This window comes from Halomonas sp. PBN3 (assembly GCF_000475415.1).
Taxonomy (GTDB): Bacteria; Pseudomonadota; Gammaproteobacteria; order Pseudomonadales; family Halomonadaceae; genus Halomonas; species Halomonas shengliensis.
Genome location: NZ_AXCA01000185.1, coordinates 88770 through 103994 on the forward strand (window position 1 = coordinate 88770; position 15225 = coordinate 103994).

The following is a 15225-nucleotide window of genomic DNA, read 5'->3' on the forward strand; positions in this document are numbered from 1 at the left end:
CCTGGCGGGGCCGCTGCCGTTTGGGTATGCTGCAATACATTGTTTCTGCGGGGAGTGCACATGACCTCCTGGCTGATCGGCCTGGCCATCTTCGTCATCCACCTGCTGGGCGTGGTCTCGGCGGTGCTGGCGTTGATGTCGAGCCGGACCTCCCAGGGGGCGATCGCCTGGATCCTCTCCCTGGTCACGCTGCCCTATGTGGCGGTGCCGGCCTACTGGATCTTCGGCCGCCCGCGCTTCTACGGCTACGTCTCGGCCCGCGGCGAGCGCGACACCGTTCTGCGCCGGGTGCTGGCCCGCTATCGCAGCCGGGTGGACCCCTACCTGGCCGACATCCGTGACCCCGACGTGCGCGCCGTGGAGCAGCTCGCCCAGATGCCGATGACCAGCGGCAATCGCGCCGAGCTGCTGATCGACGGCCAGGCCACCTTCGACAGCATCTTCGCAGGCCTGGCACGCGCCGAGGAGTATGCCCTGGTGCAGTTCTTCATCGTGCGCAACGACGCCCTGGGCGCCGAGCTCAAGCGCCATCTGCAGCAGGCCGCCGAACGCGGGGTGCGGGTCTACTTCCTGTATGACGAGATCGGCAGCCACCAGCTCAACGGGGGCTACCTGCGCGACCTGGCCGAGGCCGGCATCGAGGTCAGCGCCTTCCGCTCCTCGCGGGGCTTCCGGCATCGCTTCCAGCTCAACTTCCGCAACCATCGCAAGGTGGTGGTGGTGGACGGCCGCGAGGGCTGGGTCGGCGGCTTCAACGTGGGGGTGGAGTACCTGGGGGAGCACCCCCGCCACGGCCCCTGGCGCGACACCCACCTCAAGCTGACCGGTCCCAGCGTGCTGGGCCTCCAGGAGGCCTTCTGGGAGGACTGGCACTGGGCCACCGGGGAGATGATCACCCTGGACTGGGTCCCCAGGGTGACCTGCGAGGAGTGCCACAAGGTGGTGATCGTGCCCTCCGGGCCGGCCGACCGCCAGGAGACCGCCAGCCTGCTGGTGCAGCACGCCATCCACAGCGCCCGCGAGCGCTTCTGGGTCACCAGTCCCTACTTCGTGCCCGACCAGGGGGTCCAGGATGCCCTGCGCCTGGCCGCCATGCGCGGCGTCGACGTGCGCATCATGATGCCCGAGCGCCCGGACCACCTGCTGGTGTTCCTCTCGGCCTTCTCCTTCCTGCCCGACATGCTGCGCGCCGGGGTCAAGGTCTACCGCTACCAGCCTGGCTTCCTGCACCAAAAGGTGATGCTGGTCGACCATGAGGCGGCCAGCGTCGGTACCGTCAACCTCGACAACCGCTCCTTCCGCCTCAACTTCGAGATCACCGCCTTCCTGCCCGACCGTGCCTTCGCCGCCGAGGTGCGGGTGATGCTGGAGCGCGACTTCGCCCGGTGCCGGCGCATCAGCCTGGAGGAGCTCACCTCGCGCCCGCTGTGGCGCAAGCTGGTCTCCCGGGCCGCCTACCTGCTGGCCCCGATTCAGTGATATATTAACGGCTTGCGATGACCGGCCTGGCCGGTCATTACGCCCACCACACGGATCGGGAGTCGCGGTGAACCTCGAGACCAAGTGGCTGGAGGACTTCGTTGCCCTGGCCAACACGCGCAGTTTTTCCGCCTCGGCGCGTCAGCGCCATGTCACCCAGCCGGCCTTCAGCCGCCGCATCCGCTCCCTGGAGCAGGCGGTGGGGGCGACCCTGGTGGACCGCTCCACCACCCCGGTGGGCCTGACCCCGGAGGGGCAGCTGTTCCTGGTCACCGCCCGCAACCTGGTGGAGCAGCTCAACGAGAGCCTCGGCCACCTGCGCGGCCTGGCGATGGCCAACGAGGCGCTGGATATCGTCGCCGCCCACTCCCTGGCGCTGAGCTTCTTCCCGCCCTGGATCTCGCGCTTGCAGCAGGGCGTCGGCGAGCTGCCCACCCGCCTGGTGGCGATGAACGTGGGCGAGGCGATCCACGTGCTGCGCGAGGGCAACTGCGACCTGATGCTCGCCTACCACGACTCCCACGCCACTATGCAGCTCGACTCCGAGGTCTTTCCCTCCTTCTCCATCGGCCAGGTGAAGATGGTCCCGGTGAGCCTGCCGGACGAGGAGGGCGAGCCACGCTTCGCGCTGGAGTCGGAGGATCCGGTCCCCTATCTCGCCTACACCCAGGGCGCCTTCCTGGGTCGCAGCGTGCGCATGCTGCTCAAGAACGACCCGCTGCGCCTGCGCCTGCGCACCGTCTACGAGACCGCCATGGCCGAGGGGCTCAAGGGCATGGTGATGCAGGGTATGGGCATGGCCTGGATCCCGGACTTCTGCATCCGCGAGGAGCTCCGCGATGGCCGCCTGGTACGCGCCGGGGCCGAGAAGTGGGACATCCCCCTGGAGATCCGTCTCTACCGCTGCTCCCTGGTCCACAAGCCCGGCGTCGAGAAGCTCTGGAAGCAGATGCAGAAGTTACCCCGCGACTTCCTCCAGGCCTGACCACCTTCTTCGCTCGCGACGGAAATCGCATCCTTTTCCTGAACTAGGTGCCGCCGAAGTCGGCGGGTAGCCCCAGGAAGTCCTGGATGATGAAGAAGTGGTCCTCGAAGAGGCTCTCCGGGTCGAGGTCCGCCAGGGCGACCCAGCGTGCATGGTCGCCCCCCTGTACCGGCTTGAGCCGCGGCAGCTGCTGCTCCGGGCGCAGGGCGAAGTAGAAGGCCTCCGCCAGGGTACGCCCCCGCCAGCTGCGGTGGGGCTCGTCGAACAGCCGCTGGCCCCGCAGCGACCCCTTCAGCACTGGCTCCGGCACCTTGAGGCGCACCCGCTCGCGAAGCTCCCGCAGGCAGGCATCCAGCAGCCGCTCATGGGGATTGATGAAGCCGCCGGGCAAGGCGTAGAGCCCCTTCCCCGGGGCGGCGGTGCGCCGCACCAGCAGCACGTGACCGGACTGCACCACCACGGCGTTGACGGTGACGAAGATGGGCGGGTAGGGGGCCTGGGCCCAGGCGCTGCGGTACTGGTCCAGCAGCCCCTGCTCCTCGATCAGCTGGCGATAGCCCTCGCCCTGGCAGAAGCCACGCAGGGTCTCCACCACGCCGGGCGGCAGGTCATGGGAGGCGCCGGTGCTCAGGTAGTCACCGGCCGAGGAAGCGGAGCGGAACAGCCGCTCGCGGATCTGGCTGGCCGAGATCCCCTCCACCAGCGGCACGCTGACCGACTCCCACTGCGGAAAGAGCGAAAGGTAGTAGCTCGACTGGCCGCGGCTTGCGCCGATCAGGCCGATGCGCGGCAGGCGCACGCCGAGGGGGCTGGCGATATCGCGCACCTTGCGCTGCACGTCGCGCACCCAGACGTCGTTGTTGTAGAGGGCGTCGAGCAGCGGCACCACGGCGAGGCGCGCGTTCTCCTCGTCGTCGAAGGCGCTGCGCAGCATCGCCTGGCGCTCGACGAAGCGCCAGGGGTTGCGCAGCGAGCGGGCCTGCCACGAGGAGCCCACCAGCACGATCACCTGTCGCGCGCGCTTGAGCGCCTCGTGGATCACCGCCAGGTGGCCCAGGTGGGGCGGCTGGAAGCGGCCGATGAAGACCAGGCAGTCGAAGTCCGGGGAGTCGGGGGCGTCCGGGCGCGGGGGCATGGGGTGACCTGCTGGGGAGTGGCCGGCCCATTATGGTAGCGCGCACAGGGGCTTGCAACGCAGATGGTGAGCCGAGAAGACGCCCGCGGCGGGCTTCGGTATGCTGTCGAAAACACAGGGAAGCGGGGAGCGCGATGTTCGATCCACGGAAACTCTCGCCGGCGCGGATCCGGGAGGAGATAGGGTTCTGGTGGCGGGTGCTGCACGGCGCCTTGCGTCTCTGGCTGGAGCGCAACGCCTTCAGCTACGCCGGGTCGCTGGCCTTCTATACCCTCTTCTCGCTGGCCCCCACGTTGATCATCGCGGTCACGGTGATCGGCCTGGTACTGGGGGAGGAGGCCGCCCACGGCCAGATCGTCGCCCAGCTGCAGGGTATCATGGGCCAGGACGCCGCCGCCGCCATCGAGGCCGCCGTCGCCCAGTCACGCATCGAGGAGTCCGGCCTGCTGCCCAGCCTGCTGGGCATCGGCGCCCTGGTGGTCGGTGCCACCACCGTCTTCGCCCAGATGCAGTTCTCCCTCAACACCCTGTGGGGCGTCACCGCCCGCCCCAGCGCCAACAGCGCCCTGGTGTTCGTCAAGAACCGCCTGCTCTCGCTCACCGTGGTGCTGGCCATCGGCTTCATCCTGCTGGTGTCGTTGGTGCTTGGGGTGATGCTGCGCGCCACCCTGCAGGCCGCCGACACCCTGCTGCCCTACGTCGGCCTGCTCACCACCGGGGCCGAGTTCCTGGTCTCGCTGGTGGTGATCGCCGCGCTCTTCGCCACCATCTTCAAAGTGCTGCCCGACGTGGTGCTGAGCTGGCGGGACGTGGCGGTGGGGGCCGTGGTCACCGCGCTGCTGTTCGCGGTGGGACGCTCGATGATCGCCCTCTACCTCTCGCACACCGCCACCGCCTCCACCTACGGGGCGGCGGGCTCGGTGGTGATGATCCTCCTCTGGGTCTACTACAGCTCGCTGATCCTGCTGTTCGGCGCGGCCTTCACCCGCTGCCACCTGGCCGAACGCGGCAAGCCGCTGGTGCCGCGCAACACCGCGGTGGTGGTGCACCGCGAGTTGCTCGAGGGTGACCATCACTCGCCGGCCGGCGCCGGGGCCGCGACGCCGAACGCCACCTCGCCCCGGCGCGATGGCGCCTAGGGCAGCGGCGGCGGCCACCAGCGCCTCCGCGACCGAGGCTGGCCGAGCGCGGTGGCGGCTGGTAGAAAGGGGGCGGCCATCGAGACAAGGAGTTCGCCATGGAGACGACCTGCGTGAAGGCCCTGGTGACCGGCAAGGTCCAGGGGGTCTGGTATCGCCGCGCCACCCAGGAGCAGGCGCTGAAGCACGGCCTCACCGGCCATGCCACCAACCTCCCCGACGGCCGCGTGGAGGTGCTGCTGTGCGGCCGCCGCGACGCCGTCAAGGAGGTCGCCGAGTGGCTGTGGAAGGGGCCGGAGAACGCCCGGGTCACTCACGTGGAGTTTGAGGTGCTCGACACCCACGCCCCGGACGACTTCCGCACCGGCTGAGCCTCAGGCGAGGACGTCGGCGATCCAGTCGCTGACCGCCTCGCCGTCTACCTCGAGGCACACCTCCACCGCCGGGGTGCGCGACCAGCGCGCCTCGATGAAGCCGCGCCCCTCGGGGGCGAAGATCGTCTGCCCCTCGGCATCGCCCTCGGTAGCCACGGTGAGGTGGCCCCGCGCCGTGGTGAAGAGCTCCGGGCGCAGCAACCACGCCAGGGCACAGCTGTCGTGGGGGCAGCAGCCGTCGATGCCCAGGAACTCGTGATAGAAGTCACGGTAGTAGGCGTAGCTGCCGGCCAGCACCTTGCCGAGCTCGCCCTGGCCCGCCTCGATGCGTGCCATGTGTGCCGGCGTCAGCACGCAGCGGTGGGTGACGTCGAGCCCCACCAGGGTCAGGGGCCAGCCGGCGGTCAGCACCCGCGACGCGGCGTCGGGGTCGTTGAACATGTTGGCCTCGGCCACCGGCGTCACGTTGCCTCCCTCACGGATCGAGCCCCCCATGATCACCACGCCCTTGACCCTGCCGATGATGTCGGGATCGAGCTGCAGCGCCGCGGCCAGGTTACCCACCGGGCCCACGGCCACCAGGGTCACCTCGCCGGGGCGTGCGTTGACGGTGTCGACGATGAACTGCGCCGCGCTGCGGGGATCGGCCTTTCCCTGGACCTCGGGCAAGGCGATATCGCCCAGGCCGTTGGCGCCATGGATATGCGCCGGCGGCGCGTGGCGTGCCTTGACCATCGGCGCCGCCGCACCCTGGGCCACCGGCACCTCACGGCGACCGGCCAACTGGGCCAGCAGCAGGGCGTTGCGGGTGGCGACCTCCACGTCGACGTTGCCGTAGGTGGTGGTCATGCCCAGCAGCTCGATCTCGGGATGGCGCAGGGCGATGGCGATGGCCTGGGCGTCGTCCACGCCCGGGTCGGTATCGAAGATGATGGAATGGGTCACGGCACTCTCCAGGGTCAGGGATCAGGGGGCAGGGCCAATGTCAGGGGGCTTCGGGGGTGATGGGCGCCTGGGGTGCGGCGGGGCCCTGGGTGAGGGCCCGCTCCACCTCGTCGAGGGTGGGGATGCTCTCCGCCGCGCCCTGGCGCTGCACCCCCAGGGCGGCGGCAGTGGCGGCGCGACGCAGGCACGCCTCGACGGGCAGGCCCGCCTGACAGGCCGCTAGGTAGTAGCCGATGAAGGTATCGCCGGCGGCGGTGGTGTCCACCGCCGCCACCGGGAGCGCCGGCTGGTGGCGGCGCTCGCCGGCGTGCTGGTGCCAGGCGCCTTCGGCGCCCAGGGTCAGCACCAGCTCCGTCTGCGGCAGGCGGGCGGCCAGGGCATCGAGCAGCGCCGCCGCCTCGGATTCCGGCGCCAGGCCGGCGAGCCGGGCCGCCTCGGGGCGATTGACGAAGAGCAGGGCGCAGCCCTCCAGCGGCAGGCTGGCCACGGCGGCGTCCATGGGGGCCGGGTTGAACGCCACCCTGAGGCCGCGCTCGGCGGCCAGGGGCAGCAGCGCCTCCAGCCCCGAGCACTCGTTCTGCAGCAGCAGCCAGTCGCCGGGCGTCGCCTCAGCCACCAGCGCGGCGAGGGCCTCGCGTGGTGTGGCGTGGTTGGCCCCCGGGTAGAGGGTGATGGCGTTCTCGCCGGCATCGTCGACCTGGATGATGGCGTGACCGCTGGGTGCCTCCACCAGGGTCACCCGGGCGACGTCGACCCCGGCCTCGGCCAGGGTGTCCCGGGCCCAGGCGTCCCGGTGGTTCAGCCGTCCCCAGTGACGAACCCGGCCGCCCGCGCGGGCCATGGCCAGCGACTGGTTGGCGCCCTTGCCGCCCAGGCCGACGCGATAGTCGCGGCTGGCCAGGGTCTCGCCGGGAGCGACCAGGTGGGGCACCCGATAGACATGGTCCAGGTTGATGGAGCCGTAGTTGTGCAGGAGCGGCGGCCCGTTATCGGCCATCGGCGGCATCTCCCCGGGCCGTCTGCAGCTCACCCAGGTTGTCGGCGGTCATGGCCACGATGGTTTGGCGCGCCTCCGGGGTGATCCAGGCGTTGTGGGGCGTGACGATCAGGTTGAGGGGCTCGCCGAGAGCATCGATCAGCGGATGGCCGTCCCGCGGTGGCTCCTCGGGCAGCACGTCCACGGCGAGCCCGCCCAGGCGCCCACCGCGCAGGGCGGAAAGCTCCGCCGCCTCGTCGATGATGCCGCCCCGGGCGCAGTTGACCAGCAGGGTGTCGGGCCTGAGCCGGGCCAGCAGCGCCTCGCCCACCAGGTGGTGGGTGGCCTCGTTGAGCGGGCAGTGCAGGCTGATGGCATCCACCTCCCCGGCCAGGTCGGCGAGGGCGGGGCGGCTGTCGTGGGCCTCGTTGCCGGGGCGGGCGGTGAAGGTCACCCGCATCCCGAAGGCCTCGGCGAGGCGCGCCACGCGTCCGCCTAGCTCGCCCTGGCCGACGACCGCCAGGTGCTTGCCCTCGAGCTGCAGGGTGCGGTGGTCCATCAGGCAGAAGAAGGGGCTCTCGCCCCAGCGTCCCTCCGCCACGTCGCGCTGGTAGCGCGGCAGCCGGTTGGCCAGGGCCAGCAGCAGCAGCAGGGTGTGCTGGGCGACGCTGGCGGTGCCGTAGCCGGTGACGTTCTTGACCGCGATGCCCAGCCGCCGGGCCGCCGCCATGTCGATGTTGTTGGTGCCGGTGGCCAGCACGCAGATCGCCTGGAGGCGGGGCAGGGCATCGAGGGTCTCGGCGTCCAGCACCACCTTGTTGACGATGGCGACGTCGGCGTCGGCCAGTCGCTCCCGGGCCTGGTGGCTGGTGCTCTGCTGATGCACTACCAGCTCGCTGACCCGGTCGCGTAGGGGGCCGAGGTCCACGTCGGGACCGAGGCTGGCGGCATCGAGGATGACGGCTTTCATCGCAGGTTCCTTGCTCTGTGTGGTGCGCCTTGCCGGGACTGGTAGGGGGCGCGCTATAATAGCGGGCTTTGGCAGGCTTGGAAGTCGCCACGGCCGGCCGCATATTGGTCACGTCGGGCCCGGCCCGACGCCGTCCTGATCTGGGTAATGACGATTTGGAGTGATCAAACCATGCCCATCTACGAATACGAGTGCAAGGCCTGCGGCCACCGCTTGGAGAAGCTCCAGAAGCTGAGCGCCGCGCCGCTGACCGACTGCCCCGCCTGCGAGGCCCCCGAACTCGGCCGCCTGGTCTCCGCCGCCGGATTCCGCCTGGCCGGTGGCGGCTGGTACGAGACCGACTTCAAGGCCGGCAACCGCAAGAACCTGGCCGGCGACGGCGGCAAGGGCGACGGCGGCAAGCCCGCCGATACGACCGGCGGCAAGAAGGATGGCGCGGCGGCCTGAGGGCCGCCGCCGACCCGCTACCGATTTCGATTCACACGACGCAACAGAACAGGACACACCATGCGCAGCCATTATTGCGGCCAGCTCAACGAGACCCTGGTGGACCAGACGGTCACCCTGTGCGGCTGGGTTCACCGCCGCCGTGACCACGGGGGCGTGATCTTCCTCGACATGCGCGATCGCGACGGCATCGCCCAGGTCGTGGTCGACCCCGATACCGCCGAGGCCTTCGCCAACGCCGACCGCGCGCGCAGCGAGTACGTGCTGCGCATCCAGGGTCGCATCCGGCTGCGTCCCGAGGGCACCCAGAACCCCAACATGCCCACCGGCATGATCGAGGTGCTGGCCAAGGAGGTCGAGGTCCTCAACACCGCCGCCACCCCGCCGTTCCAGCTCGACGAGCACGGCAAGGTGGGCGAGGAGGTGCGCCTCAAGCACCGCTACATCGACCTGCGCCGTCCCGAGATGATCGACAAGCTGCGCCTGCGCTCGCGCATCTCCCACAGCGTGCGCGCCTTCCTCGAGGGGCAGGGCTTCCTCGACATCGAGACCCCGATCCTGACCCGCGCCACCCCCGAGGGCGCCCGTGACTACCTGGTGCCCAGCCGCACCCATCCGGGCAGCTTCTTCGCGCTGCCCCAGTCGCCGCAGCTGTTCAAGCAGCTGCTGATGGTGGCCGGCTTCGACCGCTACTACCAGATCGCCAAGTGCTTCCGCGACGAGGACCTGCGCGCCGACCGCCAGCCGGAATTCACCCAGATCGATCTTGAGGCCTCCTTCGTCGAGGAGGAGGACATCATGGCGATCACCGAGGCGATGATCCGCCAGCTGTTCCAGGAGGTGCTTGCGGTCGAGCTGCCCGAGTTCCCGCGCATGACCTGGCACGAGGCGATGACCCGCTACGGCTCCGACAAGCCGGACCTGCGCATCCCGCTGGAGCTCACCGACGTCGACGACCTGATGCAGCAGGTCGACTTCAAGGTCTTCTCCGGGCCGGCCAGCGCCGACGACGGGCGCGTGGCGGCGCTGCGCGTGCCGGGCGGCGCCAAGCTCTCGCGCAAGGAGATCGACGACTACACCAAGTTCGTCGGCATCTACGGCGCCAAGGGCCTGGCCTGGATCAAGGTCAACGAGCGTGCCAAGGGCCTCGAGGGGCTGCAGTCGCCCATCGTCAAGTTCATGGAGAACGTGGTCGAGGAGCTGCTCGAGCGGGTGGGCGCCGAGGATGGCGACATCATCTTCTTCGGCGCCGACAAGGCGCGCATCGTCAACGAGGCGATTGGCGCGCTGCGCGTCCGGCTGGGCGAGGACCTCGACCTCTACACTCGGGAGTGGGCGCCGCTGTGGGTGGTGGACTTCCCGATGTTCGAGGCCGACGACGACGGTCGTCTGAGCCCGCTGCACCACCCCTTCACCTCGCCGGCGTGCAGCGTCGAGGCGCTCAAGGAGAACCCCGCCGAGGCGCTCTCGCGCGCCTACGACATGGTGCTCAACGGCACCGAGTTGGGCGGCGGCTCGATCCGTATTCATGACCAGGCGATGCAGCGCAGCGTGTTCGAGACCCTCGGCATCGGCGAGGAGGAGGCCCGCGAGAAGTTCGGCTTTCTGCTCGATGCCCTGCAGTACGGCGCGCCACCCCACGGTGGCCTGGCCTTCGGCCTCGACCGCCTGGTGATGCTGATGACCGGCGGGCGTACCATCCGCGAGGTGATCGCCTTCCCGAAGACCCAGAGCGCGGCTTGCCTGATGACCGACGCCCCCGGCGAGGTCAGCGGCGACCAGCTCAAGGAGCTTAGCATCCGCCTGCGCCAGAAGGCCAAGGTCGAGACCGCCGGCGAGTGACGCCGACCCCGACCCGATGCATCTCACCGGCGCCCCAGGGCGCCGGTGTCGTATCCTGTTTTCACTGAAGCGCTAGTGTTGTGGCTTCCCCCGGGGCTGATCCGGCGGCAAGCCCCGGGGCGCCGGACCGACGAGGAGGCGCTGTGAACCCATCCCTGGGCGCTACCGATGCCATCCCTGGCATAGGACCTCCTCTTCGGCTTGCCCCCGGCGCCCCTCTTCATAGTGGCCGCTTCGACTGACAGCGCTTGCGGATTAACGGAGGTAGCATGGCCGGCCATAGCAAGTGGTCCAATATCAAGCACCGCAAGGCGGCCCAGGACGCCAAGCGCGGCAAGATCTTCAACAAGCTGATCCGCGAGCTCACCGTGGCCGCGCGCCAGGGTGGCCCGGACACCGCGGACAACCCGCGCCTGCGCACCGCCGTGGACAAGGCGCTGGGCCAGAACATGCCCAAGGACACCGTGCAGCGCGCCATCGACCGCGGCGCCGGCAACGCCGACGGCGATGCCATGGAGGAGGGCGTCTACGAGGGCTACGGCCCGGAAGGGGTGGCGGTGATGGTGGAGTGCCTCACCGACAACCGCAATCGCACCGTCTCCGAGGTGCGACACGCCTTCAACAAGAGCGGCGGCAACCTCGGTACCACCGGCTCGGTGGCCTTCATGTTCCATCGCCAGGGTCGCCTGGCGCTCCCCGAGGGCGTCAGCGAGGAGGCGGTGATCGAGGCCACCCTGGAGGCGGAGCCCGAGGACATCGTCACCCTCGACGACGGCACCCTGGAGGTGGTCACCGCCCCCGACGCCTACCACGAGGTCAAGGAGGCCCTGGTGGCGGCGGGCATCGAGCCCGAGCGCAGCGAGCTGGGGCTCTTCCCCGAGACCACCACGCCCATCGAGGACGAGGAGCTGGCCCGCAAGGTGATCCGCCTGATCGACATGCTCGAGGACCTGGACGACGTCCAGAACGTCACCACCAACGCGGAGTTCGACGATGCCGTGCTCGACGCCATCGACTAGGACGTGGGCATGCTGATCCTTGGCATCGACCCCGGCTCGCGGATCACCGGCTATGGCGTGCTGGACGTCGCCACCGCCACGCCGCGCTATGTGGCCAGCGGCTGCATCCGCATCCGCGCCGAGGACCTGGCCCAGAGGCTGGCCCAGGTCTATGCGGGGGTGAGCGAGCTGATCGCCGTGCACCGTCCCGCGGAGTTCGCCATCGAGCAGGTGGTGATGTCGAAGAACGCCGACTCGGCCCTCAAGCTGGGCCAGGCGCGGGGCACCGCCATCGTCTGCGCGGCCAACCACGGCCTGCCGGTGAGCGAGTACGGCCCGCGCCAGATCAAGCAGGCGGTGACCGGCTCCGGGCGGGCCGACAAGGCCCAGGTGCAGCACATGGTCACGGCGATCCTGGGGCTCTCGGCGTCGCCACAGGCCGACGCCGCCGACGCCCTGGCCATCGCCCTGGCCCATGCCCACGCCCGCCGAGGCCTGCTCACCAGCGGCAGCTTCGGTGGCCACCAGAGCCGCCGCAAGGGGAGCTCCTGGCGCGATTTCCGCCCCTGATGGCGTCGCCTCACGGGGACACTTCGGGGTTCTCGAACGGCGTTCCCTCACACTGGCCAGCCCCGCGGCCGACCAGTATAGTGGCGGCATCGGCGGCGCCTGCCGCCCCCCCTGCTAGGCAAGGATACGGACTTCCCATGATCGGACGCCTGCGAGGCACGCTACTCGAGAAACAGCCCCCCTGGCTGGTGGTGGATGTGGCCGGGGTCGGCTACGAGCTCGAGGCCTCCATGACCACCCTGGTGGCCCTGCCCGCCGTCGGCGAGGCGGTCTCCCTGCATACCCACCTGACCGTGCGCGACGACGCCCACCTGCTCTACGGCTTCGCCCGCGAGCAGGAGCGCGCGCTGTTCCGTGCCCTGATCAAGGTCAATGGCGTGGGCCCCAAGCTGGCCCTGGCGATCCTCTCCGGCATGGACGAGGCGGCCTTCCAGCGCTGCGTGATGGAGGACGACGTCAAGGCGCTGACCCGCCTGCCCGGCGTCGGCAAGAAGACCGCCGAGCGCCTGATCATCGAGATGCGCGACCGCTTCCCCCACTGGGAGGCGCCGGAGCCGGCGCTGGCCGGGCTGGGGGCGGGTGGCGCCGCGACACCGCGCCAGGACCCGCTGGCCGACGCCGAGGCCGCCCTGGTGAGCCTCGGCTACAAGCCCGCCGAGGCGGCACGCATGCTGGCCGGGCTCGAGGAGGCGGGCAGCACCGAGGCGATGATCAAGGCGGCGCTGAGCCGCCGGATGGCGGGGTAGGGCGATGCTCGAGAACGATCGCCTGATCGCCGCCGATGCCCGCGAGGGCGAGGAGCCCGTGGATCGCGCCATCCGCCCCAAGCGGCTGTCCGACTACATCGGCCAGCCGCGGGTACGCGAGCAGCTGGAGATCTTCATCGGCGCCGCGCGCGGTCGTAGCGAGAGCCTCGACCACACCCTGGTGTTCGGCCCGCCCGGGCTCGGCAAGACCACCCTCGCCAACATCATCGCCGAAGAGATGAGCGTCGGGCTCAAGTCCACCTCCGGGCCGGTGCTCGAGCGTGCCGGCGACCTCGCCGCCATGCTCACCAACCTCGAACCCGGGGACGTGCTGTTCATCGACGAGATCCATCGCCTCTCGCCGGTGGTGGAGGAGGTCCTCTACCCGGCCATGGAGGACTTCCAGCTCGACATCGTGATCGGCGAGGGGCCGGCGGCGCGCTCCATCAAGCTCGACCTGCCGCCCTTCACCCTGGTCGGCGCCACCACCCGGGCGGGGCTGCTCACCTCGCCGCTGCGCGACCGCTTCGGGATCGTCCAGCGCCTGGAGTTCTATGCCATCGAGGAGCTCACCGAGATCGTCGCCCGCTCCGCGCGGCTGATGGGGGTCGAGGCCGACCCGGCCGGAGCGCTGGAGGTGGCGCGCCGCTCCCGGGGCACCCCGCGCATCGCCAACCGCCTGCTGCGGCGGGTGCGCGACTACGCCGAGGTGCGTGGCTCGGGGCGCATCGATGCCGCCATCGCCGATCGTGCCCTGGACATGCTCCACGTCGACCAGCACGGCCTGGACCACATGGACCGGCGCCTGCTGCTGGCGATGATCGAGAAGTTCGACGGTGGCCCGGTGGGGGTCGACTCCCTGGCCGCCGCCATCGGCGAGGAGCGCGACACCATCGAGGACGTCATCGAGCCCTACCTGATCCAGCAGGGGCTGATGATGCGCACCGCCCGCGGCCGGGTGGTGACCCGCCAGGCCTGGCAGCACTTCGGCCTGGCGCCGTCGGAGACCGCCGAGGACGCGGCGGGGGAGCGGCGCCCATGAGCGATTTCCGCCACCCGGTGCGGGTCTACATCGAGGACACCGATGCCGGCGGCATCGTCTACTACGTCAACTACCTCAAGTACATGGAGCGGGCCCGCAGCGAATGGCTGCGCGCGCAGGGGATCACCCAGCGCGAGCTGTTCGCGCAGGGCATCCAGCTGGTGGTGCACCGCCTGGAGTGTCGCTATGCCAAGCCCGCCCGGCTGGACGACGCGCTCGAGGTGAGCGCCGAGGTCCTGTCACGGGGTCGCGCCCGGCTGCAGTTCGGCCAGGTGGTGACCCGCCGCGGGGAACCCCTGTGCGAGGCCAGGGTCGACATCGCCTGTCTGGACGCCGAGCGCCTGCGCCCGCGCGCCTGGCCGGCGGCGCTCGCCGAGCGTCTGGCCACCCCTTCTGCCCAATCGCAAGCCTGACGAGGATGCCCGTGAACGACGCCATGTCCATTCCCCACCTGATCATGAACGCCAGCACCGTGGTGCAGCTGGTGATGCTGCTGCTGGTGCTGGGCTCGATCCTCTCCTGGGTCGTGATCTTCCAGCGCAGCTTCGTGATGCGCCGGGCGCGCAAGGCCCATCGCCGCTTTGAGGACCGCTTCTGGTCCGGGGTCGACCTCAACGAGCTCTATCGCGAGGTGCCCCCGGAGCAGGAGACCCAAGGGGGCGAGCACATCTTCCGCGCCGGCTTCCGCGAGTTCAATCGGCTGCTGGGCAAGACCCGCAGCCCCCAGGCGATCCTCGACGGCGTCCAGCGCAGCATGCGGGTGGCCTGGTCCCGGGAGGAGGAGCGCCTCAATCGCCACCTGGTGTTCCTGGCCACGGTCGCCTCGGCCAGCCCCTACATCGGCCTGTTCGGCACCGTCTGGGGCATCATGGGCTCCTTCCAGTCGCTCTCCATGGCCCAGCAGGCGACGCTGGCCACCGTGGCGCCGTGGATCGCCGAGGCGCTGATCGCCACCGCCATGGGGCTGTTCGCAGCGATCCCCGCGGTGATCTTCTACAACCGCCTCTCCTCGGAGTCCGGCCGCCTGCTCGGCAAGTACGAGGACTTCGCCGAGGAGTTTCACTCCATCCTGCACCGCAACCTGCAGGGCCGCGGCGACGCCGCCGGCGCCTGAGGGAGGTTTCGCCATGCACGGTCCCTTTCATCGCGGGGGTGGGCGCAAGCCCATGGGCGAGATCAACGTGGTGCCCTTCATCGACGTCATGCTGGTGCTGCTGGTGATCTTCATGATCACCGCCCCCATGCTGACCCAGGGGGTCCAGGTCGACCTGCCCCAGGTGACCTCGGAGCCCATCGACGTCGAGGAGCAGGAGGACCCGGTGATCGTCTCGGTGGATCGCGACGGACGCTTCTATCTGGAGCTCGGCAGCGATGACCCGCTGGAGCTTGGTCTCGACGAGCTCGCCGAGCGGGTGATCATCCTGCGCGAGCGCAACCCCGACACGCCGGTGATGGTGCGCGGCGACCGCAACGTGCCCTACGGCAAGGTGGTCAGCCTGATGGGCACGCTGCAGACCGCCGGGGTGGCCAACGTGGGCCTGATCTCCGAGCCGCCGAGCGGGGAGGAGTAGCGTCGC

General features: G+C 70.1%; 17 protein-coding genes. 13 read left to right on the forward strand and 4 right to left on the reverse strand.

All coding sequences use genetic code 11. The features are described 5' to 3' along the window. Positions 1-60: 60 nt before the first annotated feature. Together cls and Q673_RS32150 are read left to right on the forward strand one after the other, a co-directional pair. Positions 61-1479: a cardiolipin synthase gene (gene cls / locus Q673_RS32145; protein ID WP_023006871.1), complete on the forward strand. Its 1419-nt coding sequence runs from the start codon at positions 61-63 to the stop codon at positions 1477-1479. Between the two features lie 67 nt (positions 1480-1546). Continuing rightward, positions 1547-2464: a LysR substrate-binding domain-containing protein gene (locus Q673_RS32150; RefSeq protein WP_023006872.1), complete on the forward strand. Its 918-nt coding sequence runs from the start codon at positions 1547-1549 to the stop codon at positions 2462-2464. Between the two features lie 43 nt (positions 2465-2507). Here Q673_RS32150 and Q673_RS32155 read toward each other — a convergent pair whose 3' ends face one another. Then, positions 2508-3599, reverse strand: a complete 1092-nt coding sequence (locus tag Q673_RS32155) for a bifunctional nicotinamide-nucleotide adenylyltransferase/Nudix hydroxylase (RefSeq protein WP_023006873.1) — start codon at positions 3597-3599, stop codon at positions 2508-2510. Between the two features lie 134 nt (positions 3600-3733). Between Q673_RS32155 and Q673_RS32160 the strand changes: the two genes are divergently transcribed. Together Q673_RS32160 and Q673_RS32165 are read left to right on the forward strand one after the other, a co-directional pair. After that, positions 3734-4738 carry a YihY/virulence factor BrkB family protein gene (locus Q673_RS32160; protein ID WP_023006874.1) on the forward strand — a complete coding sequence of 335 codons (1005 nt, stop codon included), beginning with the start codon at positions 3734-3736 and terminating at the stop codon, positions 4736-4738. Between the two features lie 98 nt (positions 4739-4836). Next, entirely contained in the window at positions 4837-5109 is a 273-nt protein-coding gene (locus Q673_RS32165; RefSeq protein WP_023006875.1) for an acylphosphatase, read from the forward strand. A 3-nt stretch (positions 5110-5112) separates the two neighbouring features. Here Q673_RS32165 and Q673_RS32170 read toward each other — a convergent pair whose 3' ends face one another. Genes Q673_RS32170 through Q673_RS32180 form a run of 3 tightly spaced genes read right to left on the reverse strand, consistent with a single transcriptional unit; the run spans position 5113 to position 8003 of the window. Next, complete coding sequence (locus Q673_RS32170) at positions 5113-6057, reverse strand: nucleoside hydrolase (protein WP_023006876.1); 945 nt, start codon at positions 6055-6057, stop codon at positions 5113-5115. A gap of 40 nt (positions 6058-6097) precedes the next feature. Next, entirely contained in the window at positions 6098-7054 is a 957-nt protein-coding gene (locus Q673_RS32175; protein ID WP_023006877.1) for a ribokinase, read from the reverse strand. Then, on the reverse strand, positions 7044-8003 hold the full coding sequence (locus Q673_RS32180; RefSeq protein ID WP_023006878.1) for an NAD(P)-dependent oxidoreductase: 960 nt from the start codon (positions 8001-8003) through the stop codon (positions 7044-7046). Before Q673_RS32180 ends, Q673_RS32175 begins: the two co-directional genes overlap by 11 nt. Before the next feature lie 171 nt (positions 8004-8174). Between Q673_RS32180 and Q673_RS32185 the strand changes: the two genes are divergently transcribed. The 9 genes from Q673_RS32185 (at position 8175) to tolR (ending at position 15219) form a co-directional block, all read left to right on the forward strand. Continuing rightward, entirely contained in the window at positions 8175-8450 is a 276-nt protein-coding gene (locus tag Q673_RS32185; protein ID WP_023006879.1) for an FmdB family zinc ribbon protein, read from the forward strand. A 60-nt stretch (positions 8451-8510) separates the two neighbouring features. Beyond that, complete coding sequence (gene aspS, locus Q673_RS32190; protein WP_023006880.1) at positions 8511-10292, forward strand: aspartate--tRNA ligase; 1782 nt, start codon at positions 8511-8513, stop codon at positions 10290-10292. A 269-nt stretch (positions 10293-10561) separates the two neighbouring features. Continuing rightward, on the forward strand, positions 10562-11311 hold the full coding sequence (locus Q673_RS32195; protein ID WP_023006881.1) for a YebC/PmpR family DNA-binding transcriptional regulator: 750 nt from the start codon (positions 10562-10564) through the stop codon (positions 11309-11311). A gap of 9 nt (positions 11312-11320) precedes the next feature. Further along, entirely contained in the window at positions 11321-11860 is a 540-nt protein-coding gene (gene ruvC / locus Q673_RS32200; protein WP_023006882.1) for a crossover junction endodeoxyribonuclease RuvC, read from the forward strand. A 137-nt stretch (positions 11861-11997) separates the two neighbouring features. Then, positions 11998-12606 carry a Holliday junction branch migration protein RuvA gene (ruvA, locus tag Q673_RS32205; RefSeq protein ID WP_023006883.1) on the forward strand — a complete coding sequence of 203 codons (609 nt, stop codon included), beginning with the start codon at positions 11998-12000 and terminating at the stop codon, positions 12604-12606. A 4-nt stretch (positions 12607-12610) separates the two neighbouring features. Further along, on the forward strand, positions 12611-13648 hold the full coding sequence (ruvB, locus tag Q673_RS32210; RefSeq protein ID WP_023006884.1) for a Holliday junction branch migration DNA helicase RuvB: 1038 nt from the start codon (positions 12611-12613) through the stop codon (positions 13646-13648). Continuing rightward, positions 13645-14061, forward strand: a complete 417-nt coding sequence (ybgC, locus tag Q673_RS32215) for a tol-pal system-associated acyl-CoA thioesterase (protein ID WP_023006885.1) — start codon at positions 13645-13647, stop codon at positions 14059-14061. The genes ruvB and ybgC overlap by 4 nt, the downstream gene beginning before the upstream one ends. A gap of 11 nt (positions 14062-14072) precedes the next feature. Beyond that, positions 14073-14762, forward strand: a complete 690-nt coding sequence (tolQ, locus tag Q673_RS32220; RefSeq protein WP_023006886.1) for a protein TolQ — start codon at positions 14073-14075, stop codon at positions 14760-14762. A 13-nt stretch (positions 14763-14775) separates the two neighbouring features. Continuing rightward, the gene (tolR, locus tag Q673_RS32225) at positions 14776-15219 is read left to right on the forward strand and encodes a protein TolR (protein ID WP_023006887.1); all 444 of its coding nucleotides are present in this window, start codon (positions 14776-14778) and stop codon (positions 15217-15219) included. The last annotated feature ends 6 nt before the right edge of the window (positions 15220-15225 follow it).

What these genes read in the sequence shown, in the direction of transcription:
- Q673_RS32180 (WP_023006878.1), bottom strand. Translation starts at nt 8,003, where the DNA reads ATGAAAGCCGTCATCCTCGATGCCGCCAGCCTCGGTCCCGACGTGGAC.
- tolR (WP_023006887.1), top strand. Translation starts at nt 14,776, where the DNA reads ATGCACGGTCCCTTTCATCGCGGGGGTGGGCGCAAGCCCATGGGCGAG.
- ruvB (WP_023006884.1), top strand. Translation starts at nt 12,611, where the DNA reads ATGCTCGAGAACGATCGCCTGATCGCCGCCGATGCCCGCGAGGGCGAG.
- Q673_RS32185 (WP_023006879.1), top strand. Translation starts at nt 8,175, where the DNA reads ATGCCCATCTACGAATACGAGTGCAAGGCCTGCGGCCACCGCTTGGAG.
- ruvC (WP_023006882.1), top strand. Translation starts at nt 11,321, where the DNA reads ATGCTGATCCTTGGCATCGACCCCGGCTCGCGGATCACCGGCTATGGC.
- ybgC (WP_023006885.1), top strand. Translation starts at nt 13,645, where the DNA reads ATGAGCGATTTCCGCCACCCGGTGCGGGTCTACATCGAGGACACCGAT.
- Q673_RS32165 (WP_023006875.1), top strand. Translation starts at nt 4,837, where the DNA reads ATGGAGACGACCTGCGTGAAGGCCCTGGTGACCGGCAAGGTCCAGGGG.
- Q673_RS32195 (WP_023006881.1), top strand. Translation starts at nt 10,562, where the DNA reads ATGGCCGGCCATAGCAAGTGGTCCAATATCAAGCACCGCAAGGCGGCC.
- Q673_RS32160 (WP_023006874.1), top strand. Translation starts at nt 3,734, where the DNA reads ATGTTCGATCCACGGAAACTCTCGCCGGCGCGGATCCGGGAGGAGATA.
- aspS (WP_023006880.1), top strand. Translation starts at nt 8,511, where the DNA reads ATGCGCAGCCATTATTGCGGCCAGCTCAACGAGACCCTGGTGGACCAG.
- Q673_RS32155 (WP_023006873.1), bottom strand. Translation starts at nt 3,599, where the DNA reads ATGCCCCCGCGCCCGGACGCCCCCGACTCCCCGGACTTCGACTGCCTG.
- Q673_RS32175 (WP_023006877.1), bottom strand. Translation starts at nt 7,054, where the DNA reads ATGGCCGATAACGGGCCGCCGCTCCTGCACAACTACGGCTCCATCAAC.
- ruvA (WP_023006883.1), top strand. Translation starts at nt 11,998, where the DNA reads ATGATCGGACGCCTGCGAGGCACGCTACTCGAGAAACAGCCCCCCTGG.
- cls (WP_023006871.1), top strand. Translation starts at nt 61, where the DNA reads ATGACCTCCTGGCTGATCGGCCTGGCCATCTTCGTCATCCACCTGCTG.